The organism is Aliinostoc maniaoense, from assembly GCF_058172895.1.
On record NZ_CP187952.1, the window covers coordinates 6332588 to 6353234 of the forward strand.

The 20647-nt window shown below is 42.0% G+C and carries 24 protein-coding genes; 9 read left to right on the forward strand and 15 right to left on the reverse strand.

The features are described from left to right. Window positions 1–7: 7 nt before the first annotated feature. Together ACPZ3T_RS27865 and cysS are read right to left on the reverse strand one after the other, a co-directional pair. Window positions 8–184, reverse strand: a complete 177-nt coding sequence (locus tag ACPZ3T_RS27865; protein WP_490272668.1) for a histidine kinase — start codon at window positions 182–184, stop codon at window positions 8–10. After that, window positions 169–1662, reverse strand: a complete 1494-nt coding sequence (cysS, locus tag ACPZ3T_RS27870; protein WP_490272669.1) for a cysteine--tRNA ligase — start codon at window positions 1660–1662, stop codon at window positions 169–171. The genes ACPZ3T_RS27865 and cysS overlap by 16 nt, the downstream gene beginning before the upstream one ends. Window positions 1663–1869: 207 nt before the next feature. Between cysS and ACPZ3T_RS27875 the strand changes: the two genes are divergently transcribed. Beyond that, window positions 1870–2979, forward strand: coding sequence for a CobW family GTP-binding protein (locus ACPZ3T_RS27875; RefSeq protein ID WP_490272670.1), 1110 nt, complete (start codon window positions 1870–1872; stop codon window positions 2977–2979). Window positions 2980–3190: 211 nt separating this feature from the next. Here the strand turns inward: ACPZ3T_RS27875 and ACPZ3T_RS27880 are convergent, their stop codons facing one another. The 3 genes from ACPZ3T_RS27880 to grxC form a co-directional block, all read right to left on the reverse strand. Continuing rightward, window positions 3191–3946 (reverse strand): lysophospholipid acyltransferase family protein, encoded by a 756-nt coding sequence (locus ACPZ3T_RS27880; RefSeq protein ID WP_490272671.1) that lies wholly within the window; start codon window positions 3944–3946, stop codon window positions 3191–3193. A 112-nt stretch (window positions 3947–4058) separates the two neighbouring features. Continuing rightward, window positions 4059–4502: a tRNA adenosine(34) deaminase TadA gene (gene tadA, locus ACPZ3T_RS27885; RefSeq protein ID WP_490277393.1), complete on the reverse strand. Its 444-nt coding sequence runs from the start codon at window positions 4500–4502 to the stop codon at window positions 4059–4061. Between the two features lie 122 nt (window positions 4503–4624). Beyond that, on the reverse strand, window positions 4625–4966 hold the full coding sequence (gene grxC, locus ACPZ3T_RS27890; RefSeq protein WP_490272672.1) for a glutaredoxin 3: 342 nt from the start codon (window positions 4964–4966) through the stop codon (window positions 4625–4627). Window positions 4967–5039: 73 nt separating this feature from the next. Here grxC and ACPZ3T_RS27895 point away from each other — a divergent pair, with 73 nt between their 5' ends. The 4 genes from ACPZ3T_RS27895 (at window position 5040) to ACPZ3T_RS27910 (ending at window position 9338) form a co-directional block, all read left to right on the forward strand. Continuing rightward, window positions 5040–5681 (forward strand): type I restriction endonuclease, encoded by a 642-nt coding sequence (locus tag ACPZ3T_RS27895; protein WP_490272673.1) that lies wholly within the window; start codon window positions 5040–5042, stop codon window positions 5679–5681. A gap of 183 nt (window positions 5682–5864) precedes the next feature. Further along, window positions 5865–6902 carry a class II fructose-bisphosphatase gene (glpX, locus tag ACPZ3T_RS27900; protein WP_490272674.1) on the forward strand — a complete coding sequence of 346 codons (1038 nt, stop codon included), beginning with the start codon at window positions 5865–5867 and terminating at the stop codon, window positions 6900–6902. Window positions 6903–7095: 193 nt separating this feature from the next. Then, a complete protein-coding gene (locus tag ACPZ3T_RS27905; protein WP_490272675.1) occupies window positions 7096–8382 on the forward strand; it encodes a glutamyl-tRNA reductase in 1287 nt (428 codons plus the stop codon). Window positions 8383–8651: 269 nt separating this feature from the next. Continuing rightward, window positions 8652–9338 (forward strand): Uma2 family endonuclease, encoded by a 687-nt coding sequence (locus ACPZ3T_RS27910; RefSeq protein WP_490277394.1) that lies wholly within the window; start codon window positions 8652–8654, stop codon window positions 9336–9338. Window positions 9339–9589: 251 nt separating this feature from the next. Here ACPZ3T_RS27910 and ACPZ3T_RS27915 read toward each other — a convergent pair whose 3' ends face one another. Beyond that, window positions 9590–9766: a helix-turn-helix domain-containing protein gene (locus ACPZ3T_RS27915; RefSeq protein ID WP_490272676.1), complete on the reverse strand. Its 177-nt coding sequence runs from the start codon at window positions 9764–9766 to the stop codon at window positions 9590–9592. A 214-nt stretch (window positions 9767–9980) separates the two neighbouring features. Here ACPZ3T_RS27915 and ACPZ3T_RS27920 point away from each other — a divergent pair, with 214 nt between their 5' ends. Further along, entirely contained in the window at window positions 9981–10562 is a 582-nt protein-coding gene (locus ACPZ3T_RS27920; RefSeq protein WP_490272677.1) for a DUF2087 domain-containing protein, read from the forward strand. On the opposite strand, the gene ACPZ3T_RS27925 is transcribed toward ACPZ3T_RS27920, so the two are convergent. Genes ACPZ3T_RS27925 through ACPZ3T_RS27940 form a run of 4 tightly spaced genes read right to left on the reverse strand, consistent with a single transcriptional unit; the run spans window position 10557 to window position 12913 of the window. After that, window positions 10557–10838: a hypothetical protein gene (locus tag ACPZ3T_RS27925; RefSeq protein WP_490272678.1), complete on the reverse strand. Its 282-nt coding sequence runs from the start codon at window positions 10836–10838 to the stop codon at window positions 10557–10559. The genes ACPZ3T_RS27920 and ACPZ3T_RS27925 overlap by 6 nt on opposite strands. Beyond that, a complete protein-coding gene (locus ACPZ3T_RS27930; protein ID WP_490272679.1) occupies window positions 10835–11614 on the reverse strand; it encodes an ABC transporter ATP-binding protein in 780 nt (259 codons plus the stop codon). The genes ACPZ3T_RS27925 and ACPZ3T_RS27930 overlap by 4 nt, the downstream gene beginning before the upstream one ends. Further along, a complete protein-coding gene (locus ACPZ3T_RS27935; protein WP_490272680.1) occupies window positions 11604–12737 on the reverse strand; it encodes a branched-chain amino acid ABC transporter permease in 1134 nt (377 codons plus the stop codon). Before ACPZ3T_RS27935 ends, ACPZ3T_RS27930 begins: the two co-directional genes overlap by 11 nt. Then, entirely contained in the window at window positions 12734–12913 is a 180-nt protein-coding gene (locus ACPZ3T_RS27940) for a hypothetical protein (protein WP_490272681.1), read from the reverse strand. Before ACPZ3T_RS27940 ends, ACPZ3T_RS27935 begins: the two co-directional genes overlap by 4 nt. A gap of 83 nt (window positions 12914–12996) precedes the next feature. On the opposite strand from ACPZ3T_RS27940, the gene ACPZ3T_RS27945 reads away from it, so the two are divergent. From ACPZ3T_RS27945 to ACPZ3T_RS27955, 3 genes are all read left to right on the forward strand, one after another. Then, complete coding sequence (locus ACPZ3T_RS27945; protein ID WP_490272682.1) at window positions 12997–13194, forward strand: hypothetical protein; 198 nt, start codon at window positions 12997–12999, stop codon at window positions 13192–13194. Between the two features lie 125 nt (window positions 13195–13319). Beyond that, entirely contained in the window at window positions 13320–13577 is a 258-nt protein-coding gene (locus tag ACPZ3T_RS27950; RefSeq protein ID WP_490272683.1) for a cytotoxic translational repressor of toxin-antitoxin stability system, read from the forward strand. A 103-nt stretch (window positions 13578–13680) separates the two neighbouring features. After that, window positions 13681–15267: a glucose-6-phosphate isomerase gene (locus ACPZ3T_RS27955; protein WP_490272684.1), complete on the forward strand. Its 1587-nt coding sequence runs from the start codon at window positions 13681–13683 to the stop codon at window positions 15265–15267. A gap of 37 nt (window positions 15268–15304) precedes the next feature. Here ACPZ3T_RS27955 and ACPZ3T_RS27960 read toward each other — a convergent pair whose 3' ends face one another. The 5 genes from ACPZ3T_RS27960 to ACPZ3T_RS27980 all read right to left on the reverse strand — a co-directional run bounded on the left by ACPZ3T_RS27960 (window position 15305) and on the right by ACPZ3T_RS27980 (window position 20645). Further along, window positions 15305–15964, reverse strand: a complete 660-nt coding sequence (locus ACPZ3T_RS27960) for a Nif11-like leader peptide family natural product precursor (protein ID WP_490272685.1) — start codon at window positions 15962–15964, stop codon at window positions 15305–15307. 341 nt (window positions 15965–16305) lie between these two features. After that, window positions 16306–17169 (reverse strand): mechanosensitive ion channel family protein, encoded by an 864-nt coding sequence (locus ACPZ3T_RS27965; RefSeq protein ID WP_490272686.1) that lies wholly within the window; start codon window positions 17167–17169, stop codon window positions 16306–16308. A 19-nt stretch (window positions 17170–17188) separates the two neighbouring features. Then, entirely contained in the window at window positions 17189–18403 is a 1215-nt protein-coding gene (locus ACPZ3T_RS27970) for a hypothetical protein (RefSeq protein ID WP_490272687.1), read from the reverse strand. After that, window positions 18400–18522 carry a hypothetical protein gene (locus tag ACPZ3T_RS27975; protein WP_490272688.1) on the reverse strand — a complete coding sequence of 41 codons (123 nt, stop codon included), beginning with the start codon at window positions 18520–18522 and terminating at the stop codon, window positions 18400–18402. Before ACPZ3T_RS27975 ends, ACPZ3T_RS27970 begins: the two co-directional genes overlap by 4 nt. Before the next feature lie 665 nt (window positions 18523–19187). Beyond that, window positions 19188–20645 (reverse strand): DUF1802 family protein, encoded by a 1458-nt coding sequence (locus ACPZ3T_RS27980; RefSeq protein ID WP_490272689.1) that lies wholly within the window; start codon window positions 20643–20645, stop codon window positions 19188–19190. Between the last annotated feature and the right edge of the window lie 2 nt (window positions 20646–20647).

The window sequence follows — 20647 nt, forward strand, 5'->3', positions numbered from 1 at the left end:
AACAAAATTAGGATATTGGGTATTGGGTATTGGGTATTGGGCATGGGGCATGGGGCATGGGGCATGGGGCATTGGGCATTGGGCATCGGGCATTGGGCATTGGGCATGGGGCATTGTGTCTACCTTGTCTTCCTTGTCTCCCTGCCCCCTGCTCCCCTGCCCCCTGCCCTAACTCCTGTGCCAACGCGTACCTTGAGGACTATCAATTAAAGTTATACCTTGTGCTTGCAGTTCGTTGCGGATGCGATCGCTTTCAGCAAAGTTCTTGGCTTTTCTCGCTGCTTGTCTTTGCTCAATTAGAGCCTCAATTTCGCCATCGCTTAAACCCTCTTTTGTCATGGTTTCATCATCTGGTGTTGCTTCTAAACCCAAAACTTTAGCCAAGGTAACTAAGGTATACCATTGGCGGTGGAGTTCATCGGATGGGGTTTTAGTTGTGCCTTCATGCACCAAAATATTACCCTCCCGGCGGAGTTCTTTGGCTAGTTCAAACAACACCGCTAAACCACCGGAGAAATTAAAGTCATCATCGCCTAATTCTTGAAAGCGGCTAACCAGTTCAGGAATCATCAAATTCCCCCCTGCTCCCCTGCTCCCCTGCTCCCCTGCTTCCTCACCCCATCCCAATTTCTCGGCGTATTGATAACCAAAGAGTAGCCCTTCCTTGAGGGTTTTCCAGCTATTTTCGGCAGTGGCGATCGCTTCTTCGGTAAAATCTAAAGGTTTGCGGTAATGCGCTTGTAAAACAAACAATCTCACCGCCATCGAGTTAACCGGCTCACCATGCCAATTTCCTGAGCCATCCAATAATTCCCGAATGGTGATGAAGTTACCCAGAGATTTAGACATTTTCTGACCATTCACCATTACCATCCCGTTATGTGTCCAATAACGCGCCAATGGTTTATTGATGGCTGCTTCCGACTGAGCAATTTCATTTTCATGGTGAGGAAAAATCAAATCTCCACCACCGCCATGAATATCAATAGTCTCACCTAACCGAGAGCGAATCATTGCTGAACATTCAATATGCCATCCCGGACGACCTTCACCCCAAGGCGAACTCCACGCTGGTTCGCCTGGTTTTGCTCCCTTCCACAAAGCAAAATCAAAGGGGTGTTGTTTTTTAGCTTCTGATTCCTCTGCATCCAGGCGACCGCTAGCACCAGCTTGCATTTGCTCTAGTTCTCTACCTGAGAGTTTGCCATACTCAGGGAATCTTTCCACACGGTAATAAACATCACCACCCACAGCGTAGGCTAGCCCTTTTTCTTCCAGAATTTGAATCAGTTGATGAATTTCGGGTATATGCTCAGTTACACGGGGATATTCATCCGCGTCCATCACATTTAAACGGCGGATATCTTCAAAATAAGCATCAATAAAGCGGTTAGATACCGCTTCCATTGTTGAACCTTGTTCTTTAGCACGGTTAAGAATTTTATCGTCAATATCCGTAAAATTCTGGATATAAGTAACGTCAAAACCGCGCCAAATCAAATAACGGCGAATCGTATCCCAAACGATGTAGGAACGTGCATGACCCAAATGGCAGTAGTCATAAACTGTCACACCGCAGCAATACATCTTAACTTTGCCTGGTTCTACGGTTGCAAACGGTTCTTGACGACGTGTGAGGGTATTGTAAATAGTTAGGGTCATAACACAGTAACTTTGAAATAGAGATACGCGATAATAGGGTAAAGGAGGAGGAATAATTCTCCAGCATCCTTATGCTAGTACATCACGGCAGAAATACGACTACCATTTAAAACAGTGCAGAAGTCCAAAATTCAACTCTTGAGACTTTTGACTTCTCCGCATCTTTTTAACTTCTCTCAGATTTTTTCATCTTTTGCTTACAGTATTATGCAATCAGCAGTTACTCCTAATTCTCCATCTATGGATGCCCCGAAACAAGGAATGCCAGTCACAATTATTACTGGATTTCTAGGTAGTGGGAAAACAACTTTACTTAATCATATCCTCAGCAATCAACAAGGTTTAAAAACTGCCGTTTTGGTCAATGAATTTGGGGAAATCGGCATTGATAACGAATTAATTGTTTCCACTGATGAAAATATGGTGGAACTTAATAATGGTTGTATTTGCTGCACTATTAATAATGATTTAGTTGATGCCGTATACAAGGTTTTAGAACGGGAAGAAAAGCTAGATTATTTAGTCGTAGAAACCACAGGATTAGCTGATCCCCTACCAGTAGCCCTAACATTTTTGGGTACAGAATTGCGGGATTTAACCCGGTTGGATTCGATTATTACTGTAGTAGATGCAGCGAATTACAGCTTAGATTTATTCAACTCCCAAGCAGCTTATAGTCAAATTGCCTACGGTGATGTGATTGTTTTAAATAAGGCCGATTTGGTAGATGAAGCTCAATTAGATGAGTTGGAAAGAAAAATTAACGAAGTTAAAGAAGGTGCAAGGATTTTAAGAACGACGCGATCGCAAGTTTCTTTACCTTTAATTCTCAGTGTCGGACTCTTTGAATCTGATAAATATTTTGACACAATTGATCAGCATGATCACAAACATCATGATCATGACCATCATGACCATGACCACGACCATTCAACCTGCGGTCATGACCATCACGACCATGATCATCATCACCACCATCATCACTCTGACCACTTAGAAAATGATGGTTTCACCTCCATATCATTCCAAAGTGATCAACCTTTATCTATACGCAAGTTTCAATACTTTTTAGATAACCAGCTACCCACAAACATCTTCCGCGCCAAGGGGATCATGTGGTTTGATGAAAGTCCCAAACGCCACATTTTTCACCTGTGCGGTAAGCGTTTCACCTTAGATGATGACGAGTGGAAAGGCGAACCCAAAAATCAGTTAGTGCTAATTGGTCAAAATTTAGACCGTGAAACTTTAATGACTCAATTAGAAAACTGTCTCTGTCTACCTTCCACTAGCCGAGGTAAAGGTTTTGGAAAATAGTCATCAGTAAAAAATCATACTGCTCCATATAGGGCTACGCAACTCCCATATTTTGGAGTAGGGTGTGTGACGCTGCGAAAATATTTGAACGTAGTCATGAGACTGATAGCGTCACGCACCAACCATTAATTTTGACACTTGCCTAAGTTCTGCCATATTGAGTTGCCAAAGATCCCTGTTGGGTTGCACTGCACTTAAATGAAGTTTATTCTCAGCTATGACTAGATACAGTTGCCTTTTGTGTAATTGTAGTTAAATCTTCTAACCTACTGGTTAAATCCTGTGTTAATCGCTTGGCGTTTTGTTTTGCTTGACCATTAGTATAATCTTTAACATTAATTGGCGAGCCAATCTTAATACTGACATCTGCACCCCAACTTGGGTAAGGTTCGCTATAGCTAATACCCACCGGGATAATTTTTACCCCCAGTTGCGGGTGATGAGATTCTGCACTCAAAGCTAAACGAGCAATTCCCGGTTTTAATTGGTGAACTTTGCCATCTCGAAATATATTACCTTCGGGATAAATAACTAACATTTGTTCTTGTTCTAATACTTCCACCGCATGACGCAGAGTCGCAATAGTAGGATGTTTAGGATTGACAGGAAAACCCCCCATGCGCCGCACAAACCAACCTTGTAAACCTTGACATTCATCAATTGTCACCATAAATTGCAAATCTCTACCCGTGACGTAACGACCCACAGCATAAGGTAGAAGTAATGAGTCCCAACGAGCGCGATGAGTGGGAGCTAAAATTACAGGGCCACTTTTGGGGATATTTTCTTGACCAGTGATTTTAATATCTCCGAAAAAGCATGGTAAAACAAAGTGATGTCCTAAAAAATACGCCAGAGGAGTTAACCAAGGAGAAATCCTCGCAGAACTAACAGCTACTTTGGGATTTATAGGCTTGTCCGTTGTTTTTATAGGGCAGGTATCAGACACAAAGTAAAATTCCATCATGAGGGTAGCTGCAAATTAACCGGTAGAAGTCGGCACGAAATTGCTTTAGTTACACCGTAAATTTTCTTTTCTAAGTTGTGTCATGACAGCTGGACAGTTTTATGTCTGTCCGTTATTTTTTCTGATGTCGCTTAGTAGCAAACCAATGTTGTAATTGCTGGCGACAGGCTGATTCTAGAACACCTCCAATAACTTGCAAACGGTGATTAGAGGCAGCACTATCAGGGATGTTAAGAACAGTCCGAATTGCGCCAGTTTTAGTATCGTCCACTCCATATACTATCTTATTTAGACGCGCTTGTATAATCCCGCCCGCACACATAGGACAAGGTTCTAAAGTGACATACAAAGTACAACCATGCAGCCGCCAAGTTTGTAAACTTTTGGTAGCTCCACGCAAAGCAATGATTTCTGCATGAGCTGTAGGGTCTTGATCACGTTCTTTTCTATTTTCGCCTTCAGCAATTAAATTACCATCAGCATCAGTAATTACAGCCCCCACAGGAACTTCCCCCGCATCACCAGCATTTTGCGCTAACTCTAAGGCTCGCTGCATCCAGTGGCGGTAAGTTAGATATTCAGGGGATTGGGCATTGGGCATTGGGAAACAAGGAGGCAGGGGAGCAGGGAGCAGGGGGCAGGGGGAGAAAGAAGAAATTAATTTCTATCTGGAAGTCTCTAAATAGTAGCTGTTGAGTGTTGACTGTTAACTGTTGACTGCTCTAACAGGGGATCGAGTTGACCTTTGGTATCTAAAGCATAAATATCATCACAGCCGCCAATGTGTTGGTTATTAATGAAGATTTGCGGTACTGTGCGGCGACCATTGGCGCGTTCTGCCATTTTTGCTCTAGCGGCTTCATCACCGTCAATTTTGTACTCAGTGAAATTTACACCTTTCCACCACAGTAATAGCTTGGCTCTAATGCAGTAAGGGCAAATTTGCCAAGTGTATATCTCGACATTGGCTTTGATGCGTTCAGGATGGCGACCAAGTAGAGGGTTGAGAAAGTCGAACATAAATTATTCTTATACTATTTGGTGTTTCTGAATTACTTTTAGTGTAAATGATCAAGTTAAATAGGAGTGGTGTATGGCTGCAACAATTGGGATTACGAAAGCAATTACTAACCTGAATGAAGCCCACGCCAAGTTCAGTATCAGCCAAAGTCTCGACACTGATTTTTTCCCGGAATGGTTTGAGGATTTACCCCAACTCACTAAACAAGAACAAGCATCACTGGATCGATTAAAGAATCGCTATTTGTATTACGCGGCTGATGGTGTAATCACTGAAGGCACAGTCAACGTTATTATACTTTCTCCTCTGTTAGAATTAATGGGTCTTTGTGACCCTCCTTTTAAAATTCGTAGTGAACAACTCGTTAAAGTAGAAATTGAAAATGCAGGGGAAGAAGAAACTTTATTAGAAGGATTTATAGATACTTTGGTCGTCCAAAACCGATTTTGGATAGTATTAATTGAAGCGAAAAGATATGGTTTTAGTGTGATGCAAGCTTTGCCCCAGACTTTAGCCTATATGATTGCTAACCCTAGTTCAGAAATGCCTGTTTTTGGCATGATATCCAATGGGGAAGATTATATTTTTGTGAAACTGATAACACAATTGCATCAGTATGCTGTGTCCAAGAAATTTACCCTTGCCAATCCTCAAAAAAATGAATTGTATGAAGTTATGCAGGTGATGAAGCGAATTGTTAGCTTGCTGATTTAATTTTCAGTATAAAATTTGTGTTACAGAATACTCAAGCCTAACCATACTGCCTAGTTAGCAGTAAAACTTAACAAATATGCGAGTGGATACTATTTTCCACAGGTATCCGCCCTTTGGTAGACTTAAGAACTGAAATGGCCAGATGAAAAGACACAATAGTCAAGCAGTTGAGAGGGCGAGTCTGTGGAAAATACACTTGGATTAGAGATTATTGAGGTAGTCGAACAAGCCGCGATCGCATCCGCGAAGTGGATGGGTAAAGGCGAGAAAAATACTGCTGACCAAGTAGCAGTGGAAGCAATGCGCGAACGGATGAATAAAATTCATATGCGTGGTCGCATTGTGATTGGGGAAGGAGAACGTGATGACGCTCCTATGCTTTACATTGGCGAAGAAGTCGGGATCTGTACCCAACCAGATGCTAAAGACTTCTGCAACCCCGATGAATTAGTCGAAATTGATATTGCGGTTGACCCCTGCGAAGGTACAAACTTGGTAGCTTATGGACAACCAGGCTCAATGGCTGTACTGGCAATTTCTGAAAAAGGTGGACTATTTGCTGCACCTGACTTCTACATGAAAAAATTAGCAGCACCTCCAGCCGCTAAAGGTCACGTAGACATTAACAAATCAGCCACAGAAAACCTCAAGATTCTTTCCGAGTGTCTAGATCGCTCTATTGAAGAACTTGTAGTAGTAGTAATGAAGCGCGATCGCCATGCGGATTTAATCAAAGAAATCCGGGAAGCAGGAGCAAGAGTACAGCTGATTTCTGATGGTGACGTGGGTGCGGCTATATCCTGTGGCTTTGCTGGTACTAATGTTCATGCGCTGATGGGTATTGGTGCTGCACCTGAAGGTGTGATTTCCGCAGCCGCTATGCGCGCTTTGGGCGGACACTTCCAAGGTCAATTGATCTACGATCCAGCAGTAGTAAAAACAGGTTTAATTGGCGAAAGCAAAGAAGCCAATATCGAGCGTTTGCAGTCTATGGGTATCAATGACCCTGATAAGGTCTACAACGCTCATGAACTAGCCTCTGGGGAAACAGTTCTATTCGCTGCTTGCGGTATCACCTCTGGAAACCTCATGCAAGGTGTCCGTTTCTTCCACGGCGGCGCAAGAACTCAAAGTTTGGTTATTTCCAGCCAATCCAAAACTGCTCGGTTTGTGGATACCATTCATATGTTCGAGCAACCCAAGGTTGTCCAACTTTACTAAGAGTTAAAGGCAGGGGGCAGAGGGGCAGAGGGGCAGGGAGACAAGGGAGACAAGGGGGACAAGGGGGACAAGGGAGAAATTTTTACTCCAATGCCCCATGCCCAATGCCCCATGCCCAATTCCCAATTCCCAATGCCCCATGCCCAATGCCCCATGCCCAAATTAATAATCCATTACTAATTACCGATAAGAAATGAATATTGCAGTGGTGGGGTTAAGCCATAAAACAGCCCCAGTTGAAATTCGGGAAAAGCTGAGTATTCCAGAACCACAAACAGAAAGCGCGATCGCTCACTTAACCAGCTATCCCCACATTGATGAAGTTGCTATCCTTAGCACCTGTAACCGCTTAGAAATCTACATTGTGGCGGCGGAAACTGATCATGGTGTCAGAGAAGTGACTCAGTTTCTTTCCGAACACAGCAAATTACCTATAAATTCTCTACGACAACACCTATTTGTGCTACTTCATGAAGATGCAGTGATGCACGTTATGCGCGTAGCGGCTGGCTTAGATAGCTTAGTCTTAGGTGAAGGACAAATTCTGGCTCAGGTGAAAAATACTCACAAACTGGGACAGCAATATAACGGTATAAAAACAATTTTGAATCGATTATTTAAACAAGCAATTACAGCAGGTAAGCGTGTCCGTACAGAAACGAGCATTGGTACTGGTGCAGTTTCTATTAGTTCGGCTGCTGTGGAACTAGCACAAATCAAAGTAGATAATTTAGCAGCTTGTCGAGTGGCAATTCTCGGTGCGGGTAAGATGTCGCGCCTGTTGGTACAACATCTAGTTTCTAAAGGTGCAACACAGATTAGCATTGTCAATCGCTCCCGCGATCGCGCCCAAGAATTAGCCAAGCAGTTTTCTGAGCAGCCGATCCGTATTCACTTGCTTGCTGAAATGATGCAAGTAATTGCCGAAAGTGACATAGTATTTACTAGCACATCCTCAACTGAACCGATTTTAGATAAATCTAAATTAGAGATGGTTTTAGTTCCTAACCAACCTCTAATGTTATTTGATATTTCCGTGCCACGTAACGTCCATACAGACGTAAATGAAATATCTCACGTACAAGCATTTAACGTGGACGATTTAAAGGCTGTTGTCGCCCAAAATTATGAAAGCCGCAGAAAAATGGCTCAAGAAGCCGAACGGCTATTAGAAGAAGAAGTTAATGCTTTTGATATTTGGTGGCGCAGTCTGGAAACTGTCTCAACCATTAGTTCTCTGCGGAATAAAATCGAAACCATCCGCGAACAAGAATTAGAAAAAGCTTTATCAAGACTAGGCTCGGAATTTGGCGACAAGCATCAAGAAGTCATAGAAGCTTTAACGAGAGGTATTGTTAATAAAATTTTACACGATCCAATGGTGCAATTGCGCGCGCAGCAAGACGTAGAAGCCAGAAGACGATGTATGCAAACCCTACAAATGTTATTTAACTTAGATGTAGAAGAGCAGTTTAGTTAAATTAGGGGTGTAGGGGTATGAGGGTATAGGGGGTATAGGGGGTGAAAAATTCATGCACAATCCTTTCCTTCTTTAAGTAATGAGTAGTAAGTAATGAGTAATAAGTAAATACCCATTACTTATTACTTCTTACTTATTACTTATTACTCATTGAATTTGGTTCACCGATGATGACACCAAAACTGTATGAATAAAAAATGGGTAAATCTCATCAAAGTCAACACCCTACCCCTACACCCCTACACCCCTACACCCTTACATCCCCAAGTATGGTCACACAACAGCCACGTAGTAATCAAACTCCTGCTTTAGAAAATGGCGATCGCTTATCTCGCCATGAATTTGAGAGGCGTTATGCAGCCAGTCCTGATGTCAAAAAAGCTGAATTAATTGAAGGAGTAGTTTACGTGGCATCCCCTTTACGTTTCCAACGTCATGCTGAACCACATACTAAGCTGGTGATTTGGTTGGGAAATTATCAAATTGCAACTCCTGGTGTCATGGTAGGAATTGAACCAACTATACTCCTAGATCAAGATAATGAACCACAACCAGATGGTGTGTTATTAATTGAACCAAGCCGGGGGGGACAATGCCGATTTACTGCCGATGACTATATTGCAGGCGCGCCAGAGTTAATTGCTGAAGTTGCCGCTAGCAGTGCAGCCTATGATTTGCATGACAAAAAAAAGGCTTACCGACGCAACGGTGTGAAAGAATATATTGTATGGCAGATTTTAGAAAATCAATTGCATTGGTTTTCGCTACAAGAGGGTGAGTATTTACCTTTGATAGCCGATGCAGAAGGAATTATTCGTTCTCAAGTCATGCCTGGATTATGGTTAGCAGTTCCAGCCTTACTAGCAGGGGATATGGTTAAGGTTTTAGCTGTGTTACAAGCAGGATTAGACTCTCCAGAACATACAGAATTTGTGGATAGCTTAAATTTAGTCTAGATTTATACCTTGTTGTTGCAGTCTTGTCAGTAAATCTTGGTATTTTTGGCGTTCTTGCTCAAGTTGTTGCAACGCTGCTTCTTTGGCTTGGCGTTCTATTTTTTAAAAATTAATAGTAAATATGTACTATAAAAATTAAGCGATCGCCAAATTAACCAGAGCATATCAAAACTTAGGCGATCGCTTTCTTTTCCCTACACCCCACATCCTACACCCCACACCCCGCCGCAACGGGGCTTGGTCACTATTCCCTATGACAGATGTCGGGTTCTAGCTTGATAATCTAACAACGCACCTTGACTAATCACAGTGCGTCCATTTCTTTTGTGAGTGGGGATCTGTCCCTTTTGTAGAGCCATGTAAAGGGTACTTTGGTCTACACCTAAAAGTCTAGCCGCTTGTACCAGAGAAGTACCTGGTTTTGGCATACCAGGTTTCTGCTTTCTTCGACGTGATGAGAATTTGAACATGGCGAAATGTGAAGAACTACTTAAGAAATCTCAACTTTTTTCACAACGAATCGCAAAATTAACATTAATTCAAAATTAACCAAAGCAGAGCTTGTGCTGCATCAGAAGATTACAGCATCAGTAATTCGATTTACCTCTAATTAGATTGGGGTCGAATTAAGTATAACAAATTATGAACAAAGAACAATTTCAGACCCTGCTACAATTTTTCAAAGCGTTGGCTGACGAAAGCCGATTAAAGATTTTAGGAATCTTAGCTAATCAAGAGTGCAGTGTTGAAGAATTGGCAGCACTCATGCAACTCAAAGAGCCTACCGTTTCCCATCATTTGGCAAAGCTAAGAGAGTTAAACTTGGTGACAATGCGTCCAGAAGGTAACAGTCGTATATATCAGTTAGACAGCGAAGTCTTACAAAACATCAGCAAAGAAGTGTTCACGACTGAACAACTAGCCTCTTTAATAGAGAATGTAGATACAGAAGCATGGGAAAGCAAGGTCTTAAAAAACTACTTGGAGACAGAACAAAGTAGTACGGGAATAGTACAAAAGCTCAAAGAGATTCCTGCTAGTCGCAAAAAGCGTTTAGTAATTCTTAAATGGTTAGCCAACAAATTTGAGTTAGGCGTTCACTATTCCGAACGGGAAGTGAACGACATACTCAAAACGTATCATCCCGACTACGCCGCTTTGAGACGGGAGTTAATTGGCTATCAGTTGATGCAGCGAGAAAATGGGGTGTATTGCAGATTATGAGTAATGAGTAATGAGTAATGAGTAATGAGTAATGAGTAATGAGTAATGAGTAATGAGTAATGAGTAATGAGTAATGAGTAATGAGTAATGAGTAATGAGTAATGAGTGATTTTTTCTCCCCTGCCCCCTGCCCCCTGCCCCCTGCTCCCTGCTCCCTGCTCCCTGCTCCCTGCCCCCTGCTCCCTGCTCCCTGCTCCCTGCTCCCTGCTCCCTGCCCCCTGCTCCCTGCTCCCTGCTCCCTGCCCCCAGTCCCCAATCCCCAGTCCCCTGCCTCATTGCCCCAAGTAAGCTTCTAAAACTTGGGGATTGTTTTGAATTTGGGCGGGTGTGCCATCAGCTAAATTCCTACCTTCTGCCAGTACCCAAACGCGATCGCACAAGGACATAATTACATCCATGTTGTGTTCGATAATCAGAAAAGTCATGCCGTCTTCATTCCACTTGGTAATGCGATCGCATATATCATCAATTAATCTGGGGTTGACTCCGGCGGCTGGCTCATCTAACAAAATCAATTTGGGATTAGTCATTAACGCCCTACCCATTTCTAGCAGCTTGCGTTGTCCCCCAGACAAGCCACCAGCATAATCATAGGCTTTATGGGCTAAACCGACAGATTCTAGCACTGTCATGGCTCTAGCTTTTAATTGCTTTTCTTCTTGAGCAACTACCTGGGGCTGTAACTGTACTTGCCAGAAATTTTCCCCGGTTTGTTTTTGGGCTGCTAACAGCATATTTTCTAACACCGACAGCCTAGAAAGTGTCCGCGCTACCTGAAAAGTCCGTACTAATCCTTGCTGGGCGATTTGGTAGGGTTGTAGGTTTTGGATGGGTTCGCCGTCAAAAACCACCCGTCCCTTATCTGGACGAATGAAACTGGAAAGTAAGTTAAATAAGGTAGTTTTACCAGCACCATTGGGGCCAATCAAACCGGTGATACTGCCTTGAGCAACTTCAATTTGGGCTTCACTAACAGCTTTAATTCCACCAAAACTTTTACAAAGTCCGGTAGCTGCGAGTAAGGGAAGTGGGGGTGATTGGTTATTTACCAAGGGTGAGTTCCTCCTTTTTCCCTAAAATACCTTGAGGCCGCCAAATCATCAGCACCATTAAAATCAGACCAATAACCATGATTCTAAATGCACCTAAGCGTGCTGTATCCAGAGGAATAATTTGGGGTAAAACTTCGCGGGTAATGGCATCGTAGGCAAAATAAATCACTGCACCTAAAATTGTGCCAACATTATTACCAGAACCGCCCAAAATCACCATAATCCAAGCGTCAAAAGTTAGCTGTGGCTGGAAGTTATCAGGGTAGATAGCACTGATTTGCCAAGCGAAGAAAGCACCAGCCACACCTGCGATCGCACCACCCAACATCAAAGATTGTAACTTGTACCAAAACACATTTTTACCCACAGCTTTGGGTACTTCTTCATCTTCGCGGATAGCTTTAAGGATTCTACCCCAAGGCGATCGCACTAAATACTCCAACCGCCAAAAGACAAACGCTAACACTAACAGCGATAACAACATTAAACCGGCTTTCGGAATGTAGTTATAGAGTGTAATCACCCCAGAAATATAAATCGCTATTGCTAATAAACCTAAGATACCGCCCACCACCAACCGCGAAGTAAATTCTTGCTTGTTACCGACACTGTAACCAGAATCAGCAACCCGCGATTTTTGAGCATGACGAATCCACCGCCACAATGAAAAGATAGTAATTCCTAACAACAAGGTTAATACACCAATCATCCCCAAGCGGAACAACAAATTTGGCTCTGTTGAGAGAGGGATAGGATAACTCTGCACACCAAACGCCCCAGATACCCAAGTATCACCCACAGGTAACTCTTGGTTATTCACCACCAAGCGAATTAATTCACCTGTGCCGATAGTGACAATTGCTAAATAATCTTCACGCAGGCGTAGAGTTGCTAAACCGATAATTAAACCTAATAAAGCTGCAACAACTGCCCCAATTAGGGCTGATATCAATAAGGGAACACCCTTAAGGCTTAATAACACAGTAGTGTAAGCACCCAAGGTCATAAAAGCGATATGACCAAAGTTAATTAACCCTGTAAAACCCCATTGTAAATTGAGTCCTAAACTAAACAGGGCAAAGGTAGCTGTAGAAATGGCGAGAAAAATAAGATATTCAATCATTGGTTATTGGGAATAGGGAATGGGGCATCGGGCATCGGGCATTGGGCATCGGGCATGGGGCATCGGGCATTGGGCATCGGGCATGGGGCATGGGGCATTGGGCATTGGGCATTGGGGTAAAATCTACCTTGTCTACCTTGTCTACCTTGTCTCCCTTGTCCCCTAAACCCCCACACCCCTAAACCCCCACACCCCCACCGTTAAACCCGGACAATATTTGGGAACAATACGTTTGTGTTTCGGTTGATATTAAGAATAGATGAACTTGTTGAGAATTAGAATCCATCATTTAATTGAGCAGTTGGGGGATGAAGAACTCGAAAGCGTTTGGAATGATATTCATGCGCTGCACTGTGATTTTTATATGCTAAGAGCAATACAACAAGTCAAGCGATCGCAGCAACCGTGGGATATCTTAACCCATGATGAAGCCGTCAGAATGATGATGTTTGTTTAGGGTTGGGGACTAGGAAAAAGGAGGCGAGGGGGCAGGGAGCAGGGAGAAATCAGGAAATTCTTCTCCCCCTTGCCCCCTGCACCCTGCTCCAATTCCTCTTCTATGCCTCTACTAAGGTGAACACAGTGAATCTGGAAATGCGTTATGCTAGGTCGTTTTTATTAGACCTGAAAAGTTTAGAACCTGCTGCTTATCAGCGAGTATATGATTTTGTATTTTTTGAGTTTGCTGAAAAGTGGCCTTTGCATTGTCTGCCAGAATTACGGCAACTTGATGATGAAGGCATCTTTCATCGGTTTACTATAGATGATTATTTGGTTGGCATCGAAATCCGGGGAGAGATTGTTAAATTTCTTCGCGTCATACCTATGCCGGATGTTTAGGCTGATGAGTTTCTCAACACTAAAAACTGTATAAGGCAAAGCAGGGATGGGTCTACCGTTACATTACACTTGATTTTAAGGACACTTTACTAGAGATTTCCCTATGGATGCGAAGGCACTTTGGCAACGATACCAAGATTGGTTATATTTCCACGAGGGATTAGGACTGTATCTAGATGTAAGTCGGATGCGTTTTGATGATGCCTTCGTGAAGTCGTTGCAGCCGAAGTTTGACAAAGCGTTTGCGGATATGGCTCAATTGGAGCAAGGCGCGATCGCTAATCCTGACGAAAACCGTATGGTGGGACACTACTGGCTCAGAAACCCAGATTTAGCCCCCACTCCAGAACTGACACAAGAAATTGTGCAAACCTTAGAACAAGTTGAAGCTTTTGCCGAACAAGTTCATACAGGTGCTATTCACCCACCCAAAGCAAGCCGCTTCACAGATATTATTTCTATTGGTATAGGTGGTTCTGCCCTTGGCCCTCAATTTGTTGCTGAAGCCCTCGCCCCAGATTTTCCACCTCTCAAGATTCATTTTATCGACAATACTGATCCTGCTGGTATTGATCGGGTGCTAACCCAAGTGAGAAATCATCTTGCTAGCACACTAGTACTAGTGATTTCCAAATCTGGAGGCACACCAGAACCCCGTAATGGCATGATTGAAGTCAAAAAAGCCTATGCTGGACAAAATTTAGACTTTGCTCAATATGCAGTAGCTATTACTAGTGCAGATAGTAATCTGGATAAATTAGCAAAAGCTGAAGGTTGGCTAGCGAGATTCCCCATGTATGATTGGGTAGGTGGACGAACTTCCGAAATGTCTACCGTCGGGTTAGTTCCTGCCGCTTTGCAAGGAATTGACGTTCGCACCATGCTAGAAGGTGCAAAAGAAATGGATGACGCTACCCGCGTCGCTGATGTGAAAAAGAACCCGGCAGCGTTGTTGGCGTTGTCTTGGTATTTTGCGGGTAACGGTAAGGGTGAAAAAGACATGGTTGTCTTACCCTACAAGGATAGTTTGCTATTGTTTAGCCGCTACTTACAACAGCTAGTTATGGAATCCTTGGGTAAAGAAAAAGACTTAGATGGCAACACTGTTTATCAAGGTATTGCTGTCTATGGTAACAAAGGTTCAACCGACCAACACGCCTATGTACAACAGTTGCGTGAAGGTGTACCCAATTTCTTTGCTACCCTTATCGAAGTTTTAGAAGATCGTGAAACTGCATCCCCAGAAATTGATCCTGGCGTAACTTCCGGTGACTATCTCTCTGGTTTTCTGCAAGGAACTCGTCAAGCCCTGTATGAAAATCAGCGTGACTCCATTACAGTAACTATTCCCCAAGTCAACGCCCGGACTGTCGGCGCATTAGTTGCTTTGTATGAACGGGCTGTTGGTTTCTACGCTAGCTTGGTAAATATTAACGCTTACCACCAACCAGGGGTAGAAGCAGGTAAAAAAGCGGCTGCGGCTATTTTAGATTTGCAAGCAAAAGTAGTAGGATTACTGCAAACAGAAAAAACAGCCCTATCTTTGGCAGAAATTGCTGATAAATTAGGTGCTGCTGACAAAATTGAAGCTATCTACATGATTCTGCGTCACTTGCAAGCAAATCAACGCGGTGTAGTCTTCCACGGAAGTCCTGCACAACCCAGTAGTTTAAAAGTTTCTCTTGGCTAATTAACAAGAAACCCGTTTTCAGAAAACGGGTTTCTTATTATCGTTGTTGACTAACAAAATGCAGCTTAAAGTAGCTCTTGGGTAAATAACAGCGATCTGGTAAAAAAGGATCATCAGTGTATTGGGCGAGGAAAGCCAACGGGGGATCTTTATGACAAAATGGCGCGATTAGTCCCCATTCTTCCGCTAACCAAATCCAGTATCCTATTTCAATTTTGCCGTAGTTCGATACAGTGTCAATTTCTCCGACGCTGTTATTAATAGCTACTAATTCAGATGATGACTTGACTTCAGTTAATAGCCAAGATAATTCATCTATAGTAAAGTAATAACCATAATTAGCGGCAATATTAACAAAATGCTCTGGGCTTTTAGCTGCTAACAATTCATCTTTGATGACTCGTACTTTCTGTGCTAAATCGAAAAACTCCCAAATTTGCTTTCTGGTGACTAGAAACCAAGCTAATTGTTCTGCGGTTACATTATAACCACTCTCATTAATTAAGTTAATGAACTCCTCTAGGTTTTGTGTTTCTCCTAATTGATGCTTTAAGAAAAAACTATTCTCTACAAAACCAAAGAAATTATTAATTTTTTCCCATGTAAAGTTAGTACAAGTACGATTCACTTTTATTTTTTCTTTCCAGGAGTTATATACATCATCTTTTAAGAAGAAATTCCAAATCTGGTAGTACATAATTCATTTTCCTCTCGCTGGGCTTCATGAAAAGTATGCTTAAATACCAGTGTAATAACCATATGCTTAGTTATTCGACAGTATTAATTAAAAAGTTTTTGTAAAGTAAACAACACAGGGTACAAGTATAATATAAACGTAGTGTATATAACTTGTAGTAAAATTTACTGATAAAAATTAAATATTAAAAAAAAGCGATCGCCTTTTTTTTGTTACATTTATTAATGTTAACAAATCGGTATTTTAGTGATAGCGATCGCTCATATTTTATCGTTACTTTTATTAATATAAAATTAAAGAATTGATTCAGCATAAAGTGTTTTTGAATCGTGTTGAGTATGCTAAAGGATGGAGTTGCTTTCATCTGTGAAGACACTCGATAGTTTTGGGTATGGTAATTTGTGACGAGCAAAAGCTTGCTTGGAACGTCGAATCAAATCAGTTTTATAAACAAATTCATTACGGGCATCCATTGGGTAAGACCGCAGTTTGAACTGAGTACCCCAAAGTTTTTCTTCCATAACCACGACAATGGGGAGTTTAAGCTGGGTGTACTTGCTGCTATATGCAGCCTGATACAAAATCCGTATCACCTGTTCTGCATCCACACTGTGATCAAAGTAAAAATCAGTAGCAACTTGGGCTTCTAGTTGCCCACTGTTGGCATTAGAGACAGCTTCTGTCCAGGTTTTATTGTGAGGGATAGTCACAGTATTATCATCGGGAGTCTGTAGTCGAATCCCCCGCAGTCCGAAGCCTACCACTTCACCATAATTGTCTGCTATTTGAATCCGATCGCCTACTCTATAAGGAGCTTCAAACAAGGCAACTACTCCGGCGATGATCGAACTAACATAATCCTTAAACGCAAATCCTAGGGCAACGGCAATCGTTCCTGTTAATGCCAAGAGATTTGCTTCGGATAGATTCAGGAATAGGTTGAGTAAATAGAAAATTGCCACCATCAAAATCAGCCCTTTCCAAAAAGGTACGGACTGTTTGATCAACAAGCGAAATCGCCGGGGGACTTGTTCTGAAAGCCAGTTTGTTAGTGATTGAACAGTTAATGAACTAGTATAGGCGATCGCAATGGTGATGATCGCCCGCAAGATTTTTTGCAGAGTAATGTTTGTGAGCAATCGTTGGGAGAGGTTTTGTGATGCCTCTAGTTGGGCAAGTAGGAATATTTGACTAGACCATTCCATAAAGTATCTCAGTATTATTTCAATCCTTACCAACAAAGAAGTTGTTATTTGCTAGTTCTTTCTTCAATTTATTATGGTGTACAGCTAGCACAGATAAAGCCCCGTTGCCTCGTTCCAATACACCTGCTTGTAATAATCGTTGAATATGAGGCTGGATGTGGTTTTCTGATTCACCCAAACTGAGTGCTAAATGAGCGCGGGTGAGATGCCCATGAATCAACACAGAATGAAGTAAATAGCGATCAGTGACTGTTAAAGACGGTAGATGGGGTAAAACAGGGTTGGTTTCGTGGAGGATAATGCGTTGTTTACTGCTATTGTTCGCTAACGTGAGTTGATTTAGCTCGCTATCTTCTATATCTGCTTGTTTAACGCGCAAACTCTGTAACCAGAGATTGGCGGCTATACTGCTGACTCCAGATGATTGACTCGCCAAGGAATCCCAATAAGATTGACGACGTTCTTCAAAGGTGCGATCGCTCTCAGCGTCTGCGGGTGTGTTTAGATCAATCACTGTTTTGGCAATGGGGTCTAGCCATGCTTGCAGCATAGCTCCATCCAGTATTGGTAAAGCTTTCACCTCACTAAAGTAGGAGCTAATCTGACAGACAAAATCGAGAAAGTCCCAAGCCCACTGATTACATCCCATAACCCAGAAACAGTTGCGATTGTCAATAGCTATGTCTCGCAAATATTCGATACCATTCCAGCCACCTATACAGCGCAGGAAACATTGCTCTAAACAAGGAATGACAATCACAGTAGTACGATCTTCCAGGCTTTCAATATCAAGTTGGTTATCAGCATCCCTGGAGTTAGTTGTAGTAATCTGCTCGTAGGATGCAAATGCCTCTTGAATCTTTTGGGTAATTGTTAATGGATCTCTGGGACGGTTCAGACAAGAAAGCGGTGTAATCACCTGCAAAGGTTGATTTGGCCAATTTTGCCAGCTATCGTGCAGAATTTTGGCTATCCCCTCTACCGGATTAGCTAAAATCACCAGGTTATTCGGTGCATCTAGGTTCTGTTGCCAAGTGTTAATTGCCTCTTTGATCGCCTCCTGCACAGTGGTTTGATATGCTTTGGGTGTAGGCAATGTCTGAATTTTCTGTATTAGTTGAGCTTGGATAGTATCAGGCGGCTCAACCAATTCTTGATCTGATTCTGGGTGTTTGACTTGGCTAAACCACAACCGCGCGCGCTGTCCAATGGATTTAATCAAAGAATCGCTCATCGATGCTCCTCTGGAGTGGCAGAAGAATCTTGTTTGGGAACTAAAGACGGATCTCGAAATGCTAGGGTATAGATTTCTGTTTTGGCCTCTGCTCCGGCTTGGTCTGCCTTGAGTTTCATTTCACTTAGCTTTACACTTCATTCTTGAGGTTTCGCTGCCATATTGACTCTCATAGGCGATATTCCATGACTTTTGCCTCACATTAGACTTTTAGAAAGCTTCATGGTTAGTATAAGTGCCAGGGCTAGAGCATGAAACTTTACTTAATTTTTTTTAAACTCTGAGGAATTACGCATTTTACAGAATATTACGGTGATATATACTTCAATGAAAATAGATACACCCGACAATACGGGAAACTTGGTAGCCTCGCATCTTTAGATCGAGGAGGAAAAGTGACTCGTGCGACTTTAGTCGCAGTCAAAAAAAATGGTAAAATAGTAGCGTGAGTAAGGTAATACTCCTACGTGAAGAACCATCCTAGTACGGCGAACTCCCGGCATCTTCGGAATTGCATTGTGACAATCTCCCAAGAATGCAAGTAAAGGCAGGATGGGGAGCGTACCGAATTGGCTGAGTGGAGAACCCCGGAAAGCATTAATTAATTGAATAAATAACGTAGCTGTAAGACTCATGGATGTCGTATGTTCAGTGATGTCAAGCAGGTAGGGGGACTTTTGACTGTCCCTTCTAAGTGTTTCTTAGAGAATCCCCCGACTTTTTGTTTAAATGAGCGTAGCGAAATTTAAACGGTCGGGGGAGTGTCAAACACTCTGGGTTATCATTAGTTAATTGGTAAATCACGGAGGTAGTAAAAGCGATCGCTTCTCCAATCACTACCTTTAATTCTTCCTAAATAACCTGTTAATGGTGATGAAAGTTCTATTAAAATTTCGTGCATTTCTCCTGGTTTAATTGGTTGTGGTGGCTTTGAACCAAAATATGCACCATGTAAAGCGTCAACACCAGCAGATTCTGCACCTGAGTTTTGCAGGTAGCTTTTAACAAGCTGGATAATGTGCGATCGCAATTGAAGATTTTGCCTAACTTTATCAATATAAAGATTAATTTTATCGTCAGCTATCCCAAAAGGAGCTTGTTGTAAATGCTCTTTTAGTTCTAATAGGTTGATAGAATTTTTGTGCTGTGCTTGCAATGCAACCAATTTTTGTAGTGTTTCAGGGCGAATAACATTCATATAGTGTTCAGTAGCTGTTCTTAAGGCATAATCATTTAATTCTCCAGCAGCAACAATTAATTTAATTGCTTGCTCATACTGGAACTTACCTAAATGGTTTACACCTATTTTGAGTAATTGTGCCGGTGTACCATCAGAAACTTTCTCTGTTTTAGTAGCTTTACACTCTCCTACAATTGGGAAAGGTGCTTCAGCATAAAAATCCATACCTCCTGCTCCGCCAGTTGCATCTGGATTTAAATGTGAACCTGTAAAGCCTAATTTTATTAATCCTCGGCGGACTAATTTCTCAAATGTTTGTCCGTCACTAGAATTTCCAATGTCAGCAATTTTATTAATCCATACAAAGTCTGAATCTAGAGTAATTTCTGAGCTATCGCTGCTCCAGCCAAGAATTTTTTTAATATCACTATCTAATTCTTTAGCTGCTGGACTATTATTAGAGATTTGGGTTAAAGCATTTTGCAATTCTTCTAATTCAGGATGCTTTGGAGGTTCTAATTTTTCAAGTTGTTGTCTGCGTTCTGCGAAAGCGCGATCGCTTAATATTGGGTTGTCTTCAGAACCCTTCACATTAGGTAAACTAATGAATCTACCCAATTTTTCTTGAATGTTGTGATTAACAGCAACTTCACAGACATGAGATAAATGATAAACACGTAAGTAAGCCAGAAATATGTTTTCTTGCTTCTGTATGATGGACTCAAATGCTTCTGATGTCCATATTGTTAAATCAGATAAAAGCTGTAAAGGTTTAGTCTTGTCTATAATTTGGCAAAGTTCACATTTAGCCCAGGCTTTAATTGAGACAGTTTGAGACGAGTTTAATTTAATATTTTTTTGAGTAATTGATAATGAATTGGCATGATAGTATTGCCCAATTGAAAGTATATTGTTGGAATACTCAGCAGGATAAAGAGAAAACCTCTGCCCAGGACGCATAAACATCTTGGGCATAGCTGCAATTGTTCGCCCCTGTATTAAAGCTTCAATTTCAGGGGCAGGTAAACACAGTGCTGTTGGAAGTGAGAACAGCTGATTCATTT